General features: G+C 55.7%; 10 protein-coding genes and 2 pseudogenes. 7 read left to right on the forward strand and 5 right to left on the reverse strand.

Annotation, left to right across the window (positions count from 1 at the left end; all coding sequences use genetic code 11):
* Positions 1–288: 288 nt before the first annotated feature.
* Complete coding sequence (locus M0D67_RS25180) at positions 289–558, forward strand: hypothetical protein (RefSeq protein WP_266240184.1); 270 nt, start codon at positions 289–291, stop codon at positions 556–558.
* A 1,159-nt stretch (positions 559–1,717) separates the two neighbouring features.
* On the opposite strand, the gene M0D67_RS25185 is transcribed toward M0D67_RS25180, so the two are convergent.
* The 3 genes from M0D67_RS25185 to M0D67_RS25195 form a co-directional block, all read right to left on the reverse strand.
* Entirely contained in the window at positions 1,718–2,377 is a 660-nt protein-coding gene (locus M0D67_RS25185) for a hypothetical protein (RefSeq protein WP_266240186.1), read from the reverse strand.
* Between the two features lie 180 nt (positions 2,378–2,557).
* The gene (locus tag M0D67_RS25190; RefSeq protein WP_266240188.1) at positions 2,558–3,274 is read right to left on the reverse strand and encodes a DJ-1/PfpI family protein; all 717 of its coding nucleotides are present in this window, start codon (positions 3,272–3,274) and stop codon (positions 2,558–2,560) included.
* 430 nt (positions 3,275–3,704) lie between these two features.
* Entirely contained in the window at positions 3,705–4,208 is a 504-nt protein-coding gene (locus M0D67_RS25195; RefSeq protein ID WP_266240190.1) for a cupin domain-containing protein, read from the reverse strand.
* Positions 4,209–4,644: 436 nt separating this feature from the next.
* Between M0D67_RS25195 and M0D67_RS25200 the strand changes: the two are divergent.
* Positions 4,645–4,955: pseudogene (locus tag M0D67_RS25200) on the forward strand (IS110 family transposase); the annotation flags it as partial.
* A 618-nt stretch (positions 4,956–5,573) separates the two neighbouring features.
* Positions 5,574–6,322 (forward strand): annotated as a pseudogene (locus M0D67_RS25205) (IS6 family transposase).
* A 256-nt stretch (positions 6,323–6,578) separates the two neighbouring features.
* Here the strand turns inward: M0D67_RS25205 and M0D67_RS25210 are convergent.
* Both M0D67_RS25210 and M0D67_RS25215 read right to left on the reverse strand, forming a co-directional pair.
* On the reverse strand, positions 6,579–8,078 hold the full coding sequence (locus tag M0D67_RS25210; RefSeq protein ID WP_266240192.1) for an aldehyde dehydrogenase family protein: 1,500 nt from the start codon (positions 8,076–8,078) through the stop codon (positions 6,579–6,581).
* A complete protein-coding gene (locus tag M0D67_RS25215; protein WP_266240194.1) occupies positions 8,075–9,682 on the reverse strand; it encodes a GMC family oxidoreductase in 1,608 nt (535 codons plus the stop codon). The genes M0D67_RS25210 and M0D67_RS25215 overlap by 4 nt, the downstream gene beginning before the upstream one ends.
* A 769-nt stretch (positions 9,683–10,451) precedes the next feature.
* Between M0D67_RS25215 and M0D67_RS25220 the strand changes: the two genes are divergently transcribed.
* The 4 genes from M0D67_RS25220 to M0D67_RS25235 all read left to right on the forward strand — a co-directional run bounded on the left by M0D67_RS25220 (position 10,452) and on the right by M0D67_RS25235 (position 16,405).
* Positions 10,452–11,222: a GntR family transcriptional regulator gene (locus tag M0D67_RS25220; RefSeq protein ID WP_266240196.1), complete on the forward strand. Its 771-nt coding sequence runs from the start codon at positions 10,452–10,454 to the stop codon at positions 11,220–11,222.
* A 1,171-nt stretch (positions 11,223–12,393) separates the two neighbouring features.
* Positions 12,394–13,617, forward strand: a complete 1,224-nt coding sequence (locus M0D67_RS25225) for a Xaa-Pro peptidase family protein (RefSeq protein WP_266240198.1) — start codon at positions 12,394–12,396, stop codon at positions 13,615–13,617.
* Positions 13,618–13,724: 107 nt separating this feature from the next.
* Positions 13,725–15,209 carry an amidohydrolase family protein gene (locus M0D67_RS25230; protein WP_266240200.1) on the forward strand — a complete coding sequence of 495 codons (1,485 nt, stop codon included), beginning with the start codon at positions 13,725–13,727 and terminating at the stop codon, positions 15,207–15,209.
* 65 nt (positions 15,210–15,274) lie between these two features.
* Positions 15,275–16,405: a DSD1 family PLP-dependent enzyme gene (locus M0D67_RS25235; protein ID WP_266240202.1), complete on the forward strand. Its 1,131-nt coding sequence runs from the start codon at positions 15,275–15,277 to the stop codon at positions 16,403–16,405.
* Positions 16,406–16,464 lie beyond the last annotated feature (59 nt).

Raw genomic sequence — 16,464 nt, forward strand, 5'->3', positions numbered from 1 at the left:
CGATGGTGCCGCAGCGCCACTTCTCGACGTGGTAGTAGCGCAGGATCTGCGCCTCCAGTTCAACTTCGATGGTCATGGGTCATTTCCTGTGCAGTAAGTAGCAGTACGAACATCACGGAAGACCCGACGGCGTAGTGGCCCGATGCGCACGAAGGCCGGACAGACGCAGTGACAGAAATGACAATGCTCAGGCGCAGATGGGGCGGTGGCGGGGACCGCTGCTCTTGCCGCCGACGTCGTCGAAGTCGGTGCCAGTAGAGCATCGGTGGCAGGCACAGCGGAACCGTGATGCGTCACTTTATTCTGGCGGCTGCGATAGCGGCGCATCCGTTCGGCGTGCGCAAAGCGGCCGTGACGACTGCGCTGATAGCGCTGGCCAGCTTCGCGCATGCTGGCTTGACGCGCGACCTCAGAGCAGTCGTCGTCGCAGTAGATCTGACCGCGGTCGCAACGGCGGCAAACGATGACCTGCGCCCGGCAGCGGGCGCACACAAAAAGGCGGCCGGTGGCCGGCATCGGCAATCCCCGTCAATGCCGAAACGCTATCGACGGGACTGATGGGCCGTGCCATACTGGACCGGCACCCGTGCCCCATGCGCGTGTAGGGCTCGACATCGGAGTGAACTTGGCGGTTTGAGCCGGTGTCGGGCCTGTTTCTTCGGCGGTAAGCCTTCTTCTACCGCATCTCGACCTGAGCGTCACTACTTCCTGAAACGAGCCGCGTCGGGTGCGTCTGCACTCGCCCTACGGTCTCCTTCCGACGCACCCGGTAGCGCCCCCGCTCTTCGCGCAAACCATTCCCAAACCGCTCAGCAGAGCGTGACCATTCCGCATCTCTGATCGACGCCGCCGTTTAGTGTCGGCTTCTCACAGCCGTTCACACTCGGCCGAAATGAATGCAGCCGCTGCACAACCGGGACTGCAGAAGCTGTGCAACGGAGGCGAATTGGGTGTGGCCTATTGATGCGGCCGACTGCAAATGAAGGCCCGGATAGTCAGAGCTATCATACCCTTCGTTTGCGGACATTGGCCCTTATAGGAACCGGATGACGCTTACACAACTAAGTTGTGTCTAGATTTCAACTAAAGTTGTTGCTACCGGCGGTGGGCGGGCAGATGCAGCTCCATCAGGATGCCGTCGGGTGCCCACGAGCCGCGGCAAGCCGACCTTGCCGGCTTGCCATCCCTTGCGGTAGGGCAGCCAGTGGTCGTCAGTCGATCTTGAAGCGAACGCGGTTGCCGCTCGGACTTGATGAAGCCGCGACGGGCAACGAGCCTGATTTGCCGCGAGTCCCCACAACCCGACGCCCGCCGAGGGTAATCTACCGAGAGATCATAGGTGTTCCAGTTGGCGCCGGTAGTGTAGCTATGGACAAAGCCAGTATTGACGAACAAATCAGGATGAACTTTGAATAAGACCGACGCTTCGATGTTGCTTATGGACGATTTGTTTTTTCCCTCTGAATCGGTGAAGAAGACCTTGGTCGCATTACTTCTGATCGTGAAGTTTCCGATGTCAAGCGACCCACCTACGCCATATATATCTGTCTTCCGCAACGCGATGACTAGTGATCGATCCACAACAAGCGAACGACCAAGGAAATTCGCCAGTCCAGCGTCTAGTCCTGGAGTTATTGAATTGCCTCCAACGCTTGTAGTGAAAACCTCGAGATTGAGGGGGCCGTTCGCATAGTCGCCTGCCGCGCTATATGCGCGCCTAGAATTGGTCGGACTTCCCGCTGAGCCGAAGCAGCGAGGCCGGTTGACGGATTCTCTCGGAAAAACTGTGTGGTTGGCCGAAGATTAGAGCGGCCATGATTGCATCTTCGTAGAACTTCAGCATCAGCGGTGGCCAATTCGCTCGGCGAGCTGCGGCCATACCTCTCAGCAAGCCTGACATTGGGGTCCACGATTCCCACGTTTGCGTGCCCTCTACGATTTCGAGTGCAAATGTCAATTCGCCGTGCAATGCGGTGCCGAGCAATTTTTCGATGCAACAGCGTACATGGGCCTTGCCGACCCTGAGCACGACCGCTTCAAAATCCTTCTCCGCCTCAAAGCCAATGACCCGCTTCACGTCGATGATACCGATCCTGCCAGGATTCACCTCGACTTCGCCACTCTTGTAGCGGACTCGAGCTTGCCCACTCAGTGGCATTTCGACGAGCAGTACATCGGCGCGATCACAAGGCGTGATCGCGACGTTTGCCCCATAGGAAAGGCAGCTTAGAGACATACTCGAGCCGATTGACCGGTGACAGAATTGCAGGTCGATCTGTTCATTTCTCGGTATCGAGATACTATGACGCGACCACTCTCGCGAGAGGATCTCAGTGGATTCTTCAAGCGAGCGGGAGGTGTATTCGCTGACGCTCATGGCATGTCCGTTCAGGGGGCGAGAGATGAGCAGCGGACAGTGAGCCCCGACGGAACGATCCGATTAATCTTCATCGTCCCCATATCTTCACAAGGCGTCTGGTGACGCCAACCCGAGTCTTCCAGGGACCGAACGGCCGCTCTTTCATTGCTGCAACGGCGTCGGCGCGTTCTGAGGTTTCTAACGGATAGATTCCTTCTCGCGGATTCTGCGTGCCGCCGCCCGCGGTTTCTCAATGCCATCGCCCAAAGCTGCCGTTGCCAAGACTGTCAGCGCCGATCCGGCGCTCGCGGGTGTTCCGCAATTGAACGGGGGGGCAGGATCGTATTCCATTAAAAGCTGCATCATTTGCGCTGTTTCCTCGCCTCGCAGCGCGGCAAGCAGAGAGAGGCCGAAGTCGATGCCAGCGGTGACTCCGCCACCCGATATCCGGTTACGGTCGATCACCACTCGTTGATGTACGGGCTTTGCGCCAAGAATCCCCAGGATGTCGAGGTGCGCCCAGTAAGTCGTGGCTTCATATCCGTCAAGCAACCCTGCTGCTGCCTGAATTAACGAACCGGTGCAGACCGACGCCACAAATCGTGCCGTCGCACCCCTATCTCGCAAGAACGAGATGGTCGCGTCGTGTTCCATAGCGTCCGCCGTACCGAAGCCGCCAGGGACGAACAGAACATCGACATCAGTAGGGCACGTTGCGAAAGTGCAGGTTGGCAGCAACTGCGCGCCACTGTCACTCGCTACTGGGTCCATCGTTTCGGCGACTAAATGTACTTTGGTATGGAAACTAAGCGTCGTTTGCGGGCCAACCAGATCCAATAGCGTGAATCCAGGGAACATTACCATTGCGACATTGATATCACGCGTTTGACTAAGACTATCAGAAATGATTTCCATTTGACTTGATCTGTAAATAACTGCACTAGTAAAGGCCGAGGCAGCCAGTCTCGGCCATGCTTAAATGCACGACCCTTCGTTTCGAGGCAGAAGCGACAACATCGTGTTGACCGATGCTCGGACGGGCGTCGTGCTGCTGGAATAGCAAGTTGGACCACTCAGAACGTAAAACGCCCGTTCAAATTTCGACAGTACTGAGTCACGTCGCCGGCATGAACTATCTGTCATGCGCGGCGACACTCCCGCAGCGCATTGCACGCTGCCCTTGTCGCTCACAATCCGACTGGTCAAATCGGATTGTTCGCCTAGCTTCGTGGGTTAGGCGATTTGTGTGCGACTCGTCATTGAATGACGTCGCGCCGTTACGCTGTCCGGCACGGGGAGGGTGGTGACAATACTCGGTCGGCGCAGCATGAGCAGAAGGCAGTGCTTAGATCGAGTCCGCCATTGCAGCTAGCGAATTGTCGATGTGGGCTGTCGCATTGTTTGCCTTTGCCAAGGCGTATACCAGCTCTGCGTCAATGATTCCGGTCACGCCGTGATTGTCGTCCAGCCCGACAATGGGTCCCTGGAAAACAATGAGCGCTTCCACCCCATTGCCCGCTTCGGCGATGTGGATCACTCCTCCCGCTTCGTAGACAAAATCGCCCTTGGTGCCCTTGCCCTCCTCGTAGGAGAACCAGCCATTCAGTACAAACAACTCGGCGGCCCCGATGTGCTTGTGCAATGGCGTGAGAGCTTTAGGTCCTGCACGCAGGATCAAGGTCATCGAACCGCGTTCGAAGTTCACACTGAGGAGTTTGAATTGTGTATCTGGAAACGGGAAGGATGTCCATGGAATAGAATCCGGACTGACGAAGTACGAACCTGCCTTGCGCACGACGCGCTTGTCCGCTCGGATGTCAGTGTGATCTTTGGTGAGGGTGTCGTTCATTACGTCTCCTAGCTTGATGAGTGCGCTCATACTCAGGCGCTGGGAGAACTATATTGGTTTACATAGTGGAAGATCGGCTTCAGTCGAAAATGTAGACAACATAACGAAACTTTTGACAGTTTTCCTAAAAAATATAGGCGAGGATGTGCCGACACAGCGTGGCCGCAGCGTGCATCCCACCGTCGCTGAGTCTGCCAGTCGAGCGTAGTCTTGCCCGCCCGCCGAAAAGTCCGGCAAGGGCAGACCTGACGGGTGAGCAAATTCGAAAGCCCGAATGTCATCGGCAACGATCTAGCTGTCGACCAGTTTCACTTCAAGCATGGTGCGCCTCTACTTTGCAACGCCTGTACTTGTGTCAGCTTTAATCAGATGGTCAGCCTGACCGAGGCAGCCCGATCAGCGCACGCTGATCGGGCTGTTTCCTTTCTGGGAGATCATCACGGGCATCGCAACGTTGATCGGAATCGACCTAGGCAAGCACGGCTTCTTTCTGCATGCGCAGGACCGTCACGGTCACGAGGCATGGTGCAAGAAGGTGACGCGCGCTCAGTTGTTGGTGTTGCTGGCTGGTTGTCCGGCCAGCACGATCGCCATGGAGGCCTGCGCGGGTGCGTGCGGGCATTAGCGCACCAGGTGCGCCTGATCGCGCCGCAATTTGTCCGACCCTTTGTGAAGGGCAACAAGACGGACTTCGCCGATGCCGAAGCAATTTGCGAGGTTGCTTCTCGCCCCAGCATGCACTTTGTGGCGATCGGTGCATCCATTGAATCTCGGAACAGGACTAGGTCGGTCTCGATAATCGTTCGTTGCACCAGCGCGTCTGCCGGCAAGTCGTGCGCCCAAGCGGCCGCATACCACGCGGTTCTCAGGTATTCCGTGATGCAGTCCTATTTCCAAAATTTGGTTAGATCCCAACCGTGTCAACCAAATGGACGCGGAGTCTGGCAAGCTCATAAACAATAGTGATTCGGAGACGGTAAGTCTCCGCAACCATTGCTCTCGAGGGGTGTGCCCCGAACTGGGACACGCTGGTCCAAGGCGTGTGCACCCGCGCAATCATTGAGCTGCTAGCTTCGGCGAGATCAAGCCCCGCGCAGAATGACGCCCATAAGGCAAGACGGTCTAGTGGCATTGAAAAGGTTCATCGTGGAAAACCGTGGAGGTTTTCGAGGCAGTTGGTAATCTGACGCCGCCAGAAACGGTTGTTGGAGGCCAAATCGGTGGATCGCAAAGTACTACAGGCACTGGGCTGCTGGACGGGCTACCGGGTAGAACGGGTGCAATCGCCGTCGGAGAGCAGTCGAACGCTGTCGGGTATTGTCACGTTGTTGGAATGTTGCCGGAAATGCAGCGACAATTGCGGGTATGGAGCGAACCGATCTGCAACACAACGCACCTGCCAACGATGTCATCTCCTATTCGGGCTACCGTTTCCCGCCCGACGGAATCAGCTACTCAGTGTGGCTGTATTATCGTTTTCAGCTGAGCCTGCGCATGGTCGAGGAGTTGCTGACTGCTCGCGGCATTGATCTTACTTACGAGACGGTGCGACGCTGGTCGGTGAAGTTCGGCCTGAGTATCGTCCGGCGCATTCGCTCTACCGCGCTGACCCGAGGCGACAAGTGGCACCTCGACGAAGTGGTGGTCACCATCAACGGCAAGAAGCACTGGCTGTGGCGAGCGGTGGACCAACACGGTGCGGTGCTTGACGTACTGGTGCAGAGCAGGCGCGATCGGCATGCGGCCAGGCGCCTCATGCGAAAATTACTCAAAAAGCACGGCCGCGCACCGTGTGTGCTAATCAGCGACAAGCTCAAGAGCTACGCCGCAGCGAACAGGGATTTGGGCTGAACTCGGAACACCGGCAGCACAAAGGATTGAACAACCGGGCCGAAAACTCGCATCAGCCAACGCGAGTGCGCGAGAAGGTGATGCGCCGCTTCAAATCTGCAAGACATCTGCAGCGATTCACGTCGGTCCACGATCAGGTGGAAAATCTGTTTATGCACTGTCGCTACGACGCGAACGCACACGAGAAGCGGCAGGTGCGCACGAAGGCCTTCGAAGCATGGGAACCAGTGACCGGCACTCCAATGCTGAATCGTTTTGCTTAATCAATACGGACTACTAACGTTACAGTCTTCGCTCACGCGACCTTTAACAACGTGACAGTACCCGCGTGGCGGACCTCGCAGGTTATGCCGATATTGGCAATTTCTCCGCCGCTTATCGAAAGTTATTCGGCACGTCCCCAACTCATGAACACCGAAAGCACACGCATCGATCATTACGCGACACGATAGTTTAGACTGCGTTGCTCATGCGGCATGCTTGCGGTATTCACGCGTCTGTGCCCTCCGCGGGGAGAACTCAGCCGCACACAAACTCGACGCCCTTTAGGCGACAGTAGCTCCTGAGACCGTTCATGCCGCCTTCGACACCGAACCCGGACGATCCCCACGGCTCGGTCGAAAGCGCAAATCCAGTTTGTTCGCCGCCTCCAGGCCTGCTGCGAACTGCAAGTTTGCCGGCCCTTAGATCGCGGACTGCCGCGTGTGCGCGAGTCATATCCTTCGTCCAGACGGTCGCAGCCAAGCCGTAGGACGTGTCATTTGCGATTCGAAGAGCTTCGTCGAAAGTCTTGAACGTGAGCACAGAAAGAACCGGTCCAAATATCTCTTCCTTTGCGATCTTCATGGTTGGAGAGACGTCACCAAAGACCATAGGTGCCATGAAACATCCATCAATCTTCCCTTCAGGAGAGAGGAGTCGTGCTCCTTCGTCGTAGGCGGCATCGATGTATGACCTTACGCGTGCCATTTGGCCTAAGGTGGCGATGGCGCCAAAGGTGGTGTCGGGATCGAGGGTGTCACCGGGGACTAGGCGCGCAGAGGCTCGCACGATCGCTTCAACCAGCTCATCGTGGAACGGTTCCTCAACGATCAATCTTGATCGCGCTACACACCACTGTCCCTGATTCCAGAAAGCTTCGTGAATAATCTGGGCGACCATTGCCTCCAGGTCGGGCCGCATGTCGGCGCCGACTACCTGCGGCGATTTGCCTCCAAGTTCGAGCAGGAGTGCCTTCCCATTTGATTCTCCTGAATAACGCAGTAGTTGCCGCCCTGTGCGCGTGGAGCCCGTAAAGCTCAACATGTCTACGTCCATGTGCCGACCTATTGCCTCGCCCACGGTGCGGCCAAGACCCGGCACAACGTTGAATACGCCGGGGGGGAGTCCTGCCTCCACAGCGATCTCGGCAAGCCTCAACGTGGACGTGGATGCGATTTCCGACGGCTTTAGTACGAGTGAATTTCCTGCTGCCAGGATTGGCGCTGCTTTGAGACTCGCCATGATCAGCGGGAAGTTCCAAGGGGTGATAGCGCCGACTACGCCGCGTGGCTCATAGAGGTGATATCCGAGCGTTGACAGGTCAGATGGCACTACGTCGCCATAGAGCTTGTCAACTGCTTCGGCGTAGTACCGGAAGAAACCCGAGGAGAACGCCAGTTCGGCTCTTGCATTGGAGATCGTCTTTCCCATCTCTAGCACATCTAGCAGGGCAAGCTCGTCGCCATGTTGCTCGATTAGATCGGCGATGCGCAGCAGAACCTGCTTCTTCCGAAGCGGCGGAGCGCTGCGCCAGCGGCCATCTTCATATGCGTCCCTGGCGGACGTAACCGCTTCGTCAACGTCGAGCGATGAGCCGATTCCAATCTTGCATATCTCCTCTCCCGTTGCAGGGTTGATTGGAGAGAAAGTCGAGTCGGATCGTGATGATACGAACCTTCCGTTTATGAACGGCTTGTCGGGGATGCAAAGCGTCTGAGCCCTTGCTTGCCAGTCTGCTTTGGTCACAACGGAATTCATTTGTTGGCTCCATCTTCGAGAATCAAGTCCGACGCTTTCTCAGCGATCATGATCGTGGGGGCGTTGGTGTTTGCGCTTGGCAGCATCGGCATGACGGATGCATCAACAACGCGCAACCCGTGAATGCCATGAACACGTAGGCGGGAATCAACCACCGCTAAAGGATCGGCTCCCATCCGACACGTACCGGCCGGGTGATACATCAGGAATGCATCACGCTTGATGAATGAACGCCACTCATCCTCGGTTTGGACCTCGGGGCCGGGTAGCCTCTCGTTAATCCGGTAGGGCGTGAAAGCGTCTGCATTGAACACGCGGCGAAGGATCCGGCAACCTTCTATCAGCAGGCGCATGTCGCGCTCTGAGCCGACCAGTTCGTGTCGGATGCGCGGTGGAGCGTAGGGATCTTTCGACGCGAGTGTGATGCTGCCACGGCTCTCGGGCCGACAAACGTTTACCGCAGCGCAGATGGCCGGCCGGTTGTACAAGGTCAGCCCGCCGTCGTTGAAGTCATAGACGATAGGTGCGTAGGATATCTGCACCTCTGGCCCGTCAGAGTCGGGATCAATTCGCACGAAAGCCGCTGCGTGGCCGATGGAAGCCGTACCTGGCCCTCGGCCACGCAGCACGAAGTTCAAGCCGTGCCAGATCGTCCGTAGTGGGGTCGCCTCCATATTGAGCGTACGGACATTCACATGCTGGCTCATCATGATCCCGGGATGTTCCTGAAGATTTTTTCCAACACCCGGCAGATCATGCATGACTTGAATGTCGTGGTCCCGCAACTCCGCGGCCGGACCGATGCCGGACAGCATCAACAGCTTGGGGCTTGCAATTGCACCGGCACTCACAATGACCTCTTTGCGGGCAAAGGCCGTTCTGGAGTATGCCTGGTGCGTGTATGTGACGCCGGTCGCCCTCGCTGCTTCAACGATGACGCGCTCGCAGTACGCATCCGTGACAATCGTAAGGTTCTTCCGACTGCGGACTGGGCGGATGTAGGCCTGAGAGGTGCTGTGCCGCCAGCCGTCCTTTTGGGTTGCTTGAATACGACCTATGCCTTCCTGTCTTTCCCCGTTGGGGTCCGGGTTGTAGGGCAATCCGATTTCAACGCCGGCCTTTACGAAGACATCGGTGAGAAGATGGGGTGCCCTGCTGTTGGACACGGAAAGCGGCCCGCTCCCTCCTCGAAATTTGTTTTCTCCGTTTTCATTCGTCTCTGCGCGGCGGAAGTAGGGCAACACCGACTCATAGTCCCACCCGTTATTCCCAAGTTCCGCCCAGTGATCGTAGTCCCGCCTGTTCCCCCGTACATACATCATGCCGTTGATCGAGCTGCCACCTCCCAAGACCTTACCGGCAGGCCACATATCGGCCCGGTTGTTTCGGGACGGATCCGGTTCAGCAATGTAGGTCCAGTTATATTTCCGGCTCATGATTGCCTTCATTTCGCCAGCCGGGACACGGACAACCGGTGACGAGTCAGGGCCCCCAGCTTCGAGAAGCAGAACTGAATTTCGTAAATCAGCACTGAGTCTGTTTGCCAAGACGCAACCGGCAGAGCCTCCACCGACGATGATGTAATCCCAGTTATTCTCGGTCATGACAATGTCTACTTCCTGGTCAAAGAGATGTGATGCGAACTCATCGGAATTGCCTTGCAATAATTCGGACCACGCCGATCTTGAACGATCGTTGCGACGAATACTTTCTCCTTCCGCTCACAGGTGCCATTAGCGGTTTTCGGAATGCACGCAGTGCCGGTGCTGCTCGACTCAGTTCGACAAGGGGCATAACGTCTACTTGGCTCGGGAGTAGTCTGAGCTGGAACTGCTGACGATTAAGCAAGCCTTGAGAACTTGATCTGTTAATTGGCGCAATCTTAGAGGCTGTTGGCGCTACGCCAAATGAGGTGGCGCCGTTAGTTGCCGGACTGTGCAGTGAGTTGCCGAATCATGACCAAACGTCGATCTCTGTGACCGTATATAGAGATTTGAGCGGGGGGGACTGACGAAGGGGGGGCACTGCGTGGTGCAGGTCAGGGGCCGGTTCGGGGCCGGGAATTTTCGCCCTGCCGCATCTCGGCGTTCGAGATAGTCGCCTCACGTCGAGGCAAATGCATCGGGTCAGCATCGCCAGGCCGGCTTGAGGAAATCGACCTCCCGACTTTGGCACGCTGTCCCGTTGTTTTTGAAGGCCAGCACTACCTCTCACTTTAGGGGTATTATGGTTTGTCAGTAATATCCCTAGTGAAGCCGTGCAATTTGCTTTGATTCCGCCGGCGCGGTAATAGCGCGAACTGGCGGGAGCGCATCGAAACGGTGGCGACACGGCTCGAAAGCATTGAAAGTTTCCCCGAAAAGGTTAGTTATTATGGTGCAGGCGAAGGATGCAGGGCGCGCTCCCCAGGAAAGACAGAGCGACCAGGCGTTCGATGTATTCTCACGGGCAATCAAGCAATGTGAACTGGCGCCTGGCGATATCGTCTCTGAGCCACAGTTGGAGCAGGACTATGGCTTCGGGCGTGTCCCTATCCGGCTGGCTATGGACAGGCTGATCCAACTGAAGCTCGTGAAACCGATACACCGGAAAGGTTTCGAGATCGCGCCGATCACCCTGTCCGATGTCAAAAACAGCTTTCAGTTGCGTTTGATGGTCGAGCCCCCTGCGGTCAGGCTCGCCGCTGGGCGAGTGGATATCGCTGCCTTGCGGCGCGCTGCAGACGATGCGGGACGCGAAGTAAAGGCAGGTGACAAGGCTGCGGAGGCACTTGTTATTGAGGCCAACCGGCGTCTTCACATGTTGATCATGAATGCGTGTGGCAACGAGAAGGTCGCTACGTTGGTTGGACAAATTCTGAGCGACATCGACCGAGTCTACTATTTCGGGCTGGTGCGGAACGCCGACGTGAAAATCATGCAAGACGATCACCGTCTTATGATCGATGCACTTGAGTCGGGTGATGGAGTGAAGGCTGAACGCCTTGCACGCAAGCACATTGAGAACGGTTATTCCATTGTTATGGATACGATTATCAATAGTTCGAACCTCAGTCGTACGACTGTCCAGGCTCTCGATGGTTTGTCTGCGCCAGCCGTCAAACGGGCTCGTGTCCCTGCGAAATCGGGCGTTTTGGATATCTAGTTCGTGAGTGGAGTTCCGCTGCAACGCGACTTCTCCAATGTATCTGGCTAGTCTTTAGTGACTGAAGTCCACGCACGAATGGTGTTTTTCGCCTCATATACTATGGACTACTGATCGTAAAATTTATTCGGATCTTCCTGGCGCGTGAGACGGGGGCGCCGATGTTTTTGTCCACTGCCAAGTTGTAGAACTACCTGCGCTTGCGAGAAGACAGCAAAAATCGCAGCGACCTGTCTCGGCGCTGACCGCCTCCAGCCTATCGGCACAGTAGAGCTCAATGGTATCAAAAGTGACATCCCTGCCGATCGAACCTTTCCCCTCGCCGCATGGTTCATCGGCACCGATTGGGAGTCGATAGATATCAACTATTTCTTGGGCGACTCTACCTCCGACGCCGCCGAGCCAGTTTCCCGCAAGCAATCCAACACCCCGTATTCACCGGCATGTTCGCCGTTGCGATGGCGGTGATTTCCTTCGCATGGCGGCCCACGGCAGGCTGATCCATACGTGAGGGTGTCGTACGCCTCTACGTGCTTTGCGCAGGTGCCCCCGCCTGTTGAGCTCCCTCCAGATCGGTGGTGACGGCTCACCCCTGCAAAGTGAACAACTCCAAAAGGCACTTGACAAGACGAATTTGGAGGCTAAAACTAGATTGTAATACCCCTACAAATGCACGAAAGGGGCAGTACAGAGTATTTATAAGATCTTTGCGGAGATCTTTTAAGAGTCGGGCGTGACTGATAGCGCGACATGCAAGAGGGGGCGAACAATGGGTAAAGGTGTCTGTAGATGCGGTAACTGCTCGCAACGCGAGGCAGGTACGTGTCCGCCCGGGTATGGGGTGGCTGGAACTGAGTGGGACCAAACGGGGGCGGGCTCCGTAAGCCGGCAAGAGATCACCTCCCACAGTGGAAGTGCTACCGCCGAATGCTGCGGTCCGGTTCAGACCGTCGTCATGCCGGTTATGACATATGCCGATCTGCTTCCGTATCTGGTGCTACCGATGGCGGGCAGCTTCTGAACGAACTACCTCGCTAATGCCCATGAGCCCGGGGCCAACGCGCGTGAGAGCAGTGCATACCGTTCCAACGGCAAAACCGATTCAGATAGGAAGCGTCATCAAGAGTCGGGACTGCCATCGGACTAATACTTGAGCAAATGGAGAAGGCAGATGTTGTCAACATTCGAAACCGACGTTGAAGGGCGCTGGCCCTACACATGGGATGAGCGTGAGAAGGTCCTTGAGCTCGAATTTCCGGTCTATGAGTATCGAACGAGACTGGAAAAGCTTCGTTCGCTCATGGACTCAGCCGGCATCGATATCGCCATCATTTACGGTGGTCCCAACAACGACGCAAACGTGCGGTACCTGACAGGGTGGTCGAGTGCATTTGGTGACAGCTTCGCGATCGTCTCCACAAAGAACGATCCGGTCGTTATCACGAATAGCATTTTTCACGGCGAACCGATGCACTCGAATATCCAGACTTGCTGGGTACCCGATTTCAGACCGCTAAAAGCATTTGGAACCGTTCTCAAACAAAAGAGCATCATCGATTACGTCGTCGATGGTCTGCAGGAGGCAAATCGCGCCGAAGGAAGAATCGGTTATGTCGGCGGACGCCGTATCCCGGCGATGTTCGACAAAGCGTTACGCGAAAAACTTCCAAAAGCTGACCTGGTTGACGTATCGGATCTCCTGTTCTCACTACGCAGAATCAAGTCTCCGCTCGAGATCCAGATCATTCGCAAGCTTGCCGTGGCGACCTCAGCCGGGATGGAGGCGGCGCTTGACATCGCCAAGCCCGGGTTTACGGAGTGCGACCTCTCGGCCGCTGCTCAGAAAGAGATGGCGGCGTATGGATGTGAACTGAACCCGCTGGGTCCGAAATGTGTCGCTGGCGTCCGAAGTGCCATGAAGAATGTGTTCGCGCTTCCGGGCAAGGTTATCAAGGACGGGGACCTCGTTTCGATCGACCTTCATGGTCAAATGTGTGGCTATATCTCGGATCACAATCGCAGTACAGTCGCTGGGAAAGCGACGTCTGAACAGATCAGGCTTCTTGAGGCTTGCGCTGAGGCCGAAGAAGCTGGCATTCGGGCGACTGGTCCTGGTGTAATGCCCGGCGAAATTATCAAGGCGATGTCAGCTGTTGTGAGCAAATGGGGCTTCTCCGAATGGGACTGGTGTACCGGTCACGGCTTTGGACTGACGTTGGTTGAGGACCCGTTGATCATACCCAACAATCCGAAGCCCCTTGAGGCAGGACAGACGTTCTTCATTGAACCTATGATTGTTCCCACGCACATGGGTTGCAGCTGTTTCGAGGATCCGATTCTTGTGACGGAAAACGGAGCCGAGCGTCTTACTACGTCCCGAGTGCGGACATGGTAGATTGCCTCATCTTGGGAGGCACGATCGTCGATGGAACGGGTCGTCCGCCCTACCGATCCGACTTGGCGATAGACGGGGACCGCATCCAAATCCTCCGCGACGCTGCGATGCCTCAGGCGAAGCGAATCGTTCCCGCCGAAGGTCTTGCCGTTGCGCCAGGTTTTATAGACATACATTCCCATAACGACCTGGTGGCGGTCATGGGTGCAAGACTTAACGACAAAGTATCTCAAGGGGTAACTACGGAGATCTTTGGCAATTGTGGGTTTTCGGCCTTTCCGGTTACAAGCCGGAATGCTCATCTGACGCCGGACCTCACGAGTCTTATCGCCCCCAGGAAGCTTGACGTGGAGCAGGGCGTCGGATGGCCGGATTGGGCCTCATTTCGAGCAGCGGTGCTGGATGCTGGATGCCAAGCCAACGTCGTCGGTCAGGTGGGGCACATGATGCTGCGCTCAGCGGTTATGGGAATGGCCTTGCGCTTGCCTACTGCCGAAGAACTCACTGAGATGGAGGTACTACTCGCGAGGTGCCTGAAACAGGGGGCATCCGGATTGTCATTCGGACTAATGTACCACCCGAGTAGTTACGCGGAAGAAGCTGAGATTCAATCCCTATGCCAAGTTGCAGCGGAACATGATGCCGTAGTCTCAGTTCACCTCCGAGGCTACGATGTTTCGACGCTGATATCGAGCATGGATGAACTGATTTCGATCGCGGAGGCTACCGGCGTGAGGTTGCAATTATCGCATCTATCGCCAACTGGAAGAGATGCCCAGGGTCTCGCTGAAATCATGCTTGATGCGATTGACCGGGCAATTTCTCGAGGAATTGATGTTGCATTAGATAGGTATCCATATGAACAGGGTATGTCAAGACTCGGTTTGATCTTTCCGAAGTGGGTCGTCTCTGGTGGTTCCGAGGAAATGCTACGGAGACTGTCAAGCGATACCGAGATAGCGCGGATGACTCCGGAGATTGACAGTTTCGTGCGGCCTATTGGATACGACCAGATTGTTATAAACAGAAACTGTGAACCAGAGCTAATTGGCAAGTCGATTCTGGATATCTCAGAAATAATGGGCATAGTTCCGGCCGCGGCGGCCGCAAGAGTCATGCGCGACTCTGAGGGTCTCGCAGGCATCGTCCTGACGCTGTCGACGATGGCAACTCAGAGGCGGGTGATTAAGCATTGCCTCTGTATGGTTGGGTCGGATGGAATGCCTTCGCTTGACGGTACGCATCCCCGTACGTTCGGGACGTTCCCACGCGTTTTGGGACCTTTCGTTCGAAGCGGAATCCTGTCCATTGAAGAGGCGATCGCCAAGATGACGAGTTTGCCGGCTCGACGATTCGGGCTGCAGGAGCGAGGAGAAATTAAAGATGGCTTCATCGCAGACCTGGTGCTGTTCGATCCTGCGGTCATTGTCGACGAAAGCACGTTTGAAGAACCGTACCGCCTTGCATCGGGCATACACGAGGTTATTGTCGCAGGAAATTCCGTGCATCGAAACGGGGAAAACTTGGATGTCTTACCAGGAACTGTTCTGACCGGACGGGTAAGTCGGGCCACTGGTCATGATATTCATTAACGCATTTCCGGCCCGAGAGTTCACGAGGCCCATCTTTTAAACGTGGTATCGGAGACCCGCTCAAAATGCCTAAGATGCCAAACGATGCCCTTATCGGGAAATTCGGACGCGCCGGGGACCTGTGGGGTCCGGCCTTGGTACTTGAGAAAGATACGTTCTTCCGAAACCTGTATGCAATGGCCGAGCGATGTGCCGCCGCCGGCGTGGCGCTAAGGCCGCACGCAAAGACACATAAATCGGCTCAAGTAGCTCGCGAGCAGATCTCAGCTGGAGCAGTAGGAATATGTTGTGCCACGGCGAACGAAGCAATTACTCTCGGTCGTCTCGGAATCGACAACATTCTGCTGACAACGCCGGTTACGGAACGGCAGAAGATCTCTGCATTGGTGGCGTTGGCAAGTGAAATCACGTTAGGGATCGTAGTTGATCATGCATCTCAACTGGAACTCTGGGAGCGAGCTATCGATGACTCCGGCGCTAACCTGAACGTCCTAATCGACGTCGATATTGGCATGAGGCGAACGGGCGCTCGTGGCGGCGATGTAGTTACTCTTGCAAAGAGAACTCAGCAGTCGCGCGGGATGACGTACGTCGGCATCCAGGCGTACTCAGGCATGGTTCAACACATCGAGGAATTTGACAGTCGAGAAACTGCGTATCGTGCTCAACTAGAGAATCTGAGAGAAATAATCGAGATATTGCGAGTTGAACGGGCTGCGCCGAGAATCGTCTCGGGTGGTGGGACGGGCACTATGGACTTGGACTTGTCGATGGGATTGATGACTGAGGTCCAGTTCGGTTCCTACGTTTTCATGGATGTTGAATACTCAAACGTAAAACTTTTGCAGAAGAACGAGAACCCATTCAGCCCGGCTCTTTTCGTTCGATCCGCTGTTATTAGTGCCAATGCTCGGGAGCATCTGACAATAAACGCCGGATTCAAGAGCCTATCGACGGACGGTCCGTTGCCTCAAATAAGAGATGACTCATCGACGCGATACGAATTTTTTGGTGACGAATACGGCCGCATTAGCGGGCCAAAAATAGAAAATATAAAGCTCGGAGACCATGTCGATATTGTAGTTCCACACTGCGACCCTACGGTGGGTCTGCACGACTACTTTCATCTGATCGATCATGACACACTGGTCGATATTTGGAGAATTGACGCGCGGGGACCACTCCAGATTTATTGATTCGAGACCGTGGTTGGCTTTCGATAGATTGATTTGATATTTTGTTTATTAGGAGTGCA

Source organism: Paraburkholderia sp. SECH4 (assembly GCF_030511745.1).
Classification (GTDB): domain Bacteria; phylum Pseudomonadota; class Gammaproteobacteria; order Burkholderiales; family Burkholderiaceae; genus Paraburkholderia; species Paraburkholderia madseniana.

What these genes read in the sequence shown, in the direction of transcription:
- M0D67_RS25235 (WP_266240202.1), top strand. Translation starts at nt 15,275, where the DNA reads ATGCCTAAGATGCCAAACGATGCCCTTATCGGGAAATTCGGACGCGCC.
- M0D67_RS25195 (WP_266240190.1), bottom strand. Translation starts at nt 4,208, where the DNA reads ATGAACGACACCCTCACCAAAGATCACACTGACATCCGAGCGGACAAG.
- M0D67_RS25180 (WP_266240184.1), top strand. Translation starts at nt 289, where the DNA reads ATGCGTCACTTTATTCTGGCGGCTGCGATAGCGGCGCATCCGTTCGGC.
- M0D67_RS25215 (WP_266240194.1), bottom strand. Translation starts at nt 9,682, where the DNA reads ATGACCGAGAATAACTGGGATTACATCATCGTCGGTGGAGGCTCTGCC.
- M0D67_RS25220 (WP_266240196.1), top strand. Translation starts at nt 10,452, where the DNA reads ATGGTGCAGGCGAAGGATGCAGGGCGCGCTCCCCAGGAAAGACAGAGC.
- M0D67_RS25185 (WP_266240186.1), bottom strand. Translation starts at nt 2,377, where the DNA reads ATGAGCGTCAGCGAATACACCTCCCGCTCGCTTGAAGAATCCACTGAG.
- M0D67_RS25210 (WP_266240192.1), bottom strand. Translation starts at nt 8,078, where the DNA reads ATGAATTCCGTTGTGACCAAAGCAGACTGGCAAGCAAGGGCTCAGACG.
- M0D67_RS25190 (WP_266240188.1), bottom strand. Translation starts at nt 3,274, where the DNA reads ATGGAAATCATTTCTGATAGTCTTAGTCAAACGCGTGATATCAATGTC.
- M0D67_RS25230 (WP_266240200.1), top strand. Translation starts at nt 13,725, where the DNA reads ATGCCTCAGGCGAAGCGAATCGTTCCCGCCGAAGGTCTTGCCGTTGCG.
- M0D67_RS25225 (WP_266240198.1), top strand. Translation starts at nt 12,394, where the DNA reads ATGTTGTCAACATTCGAAACCGACGTTGAAGGGCGCTGGCCCTACACA.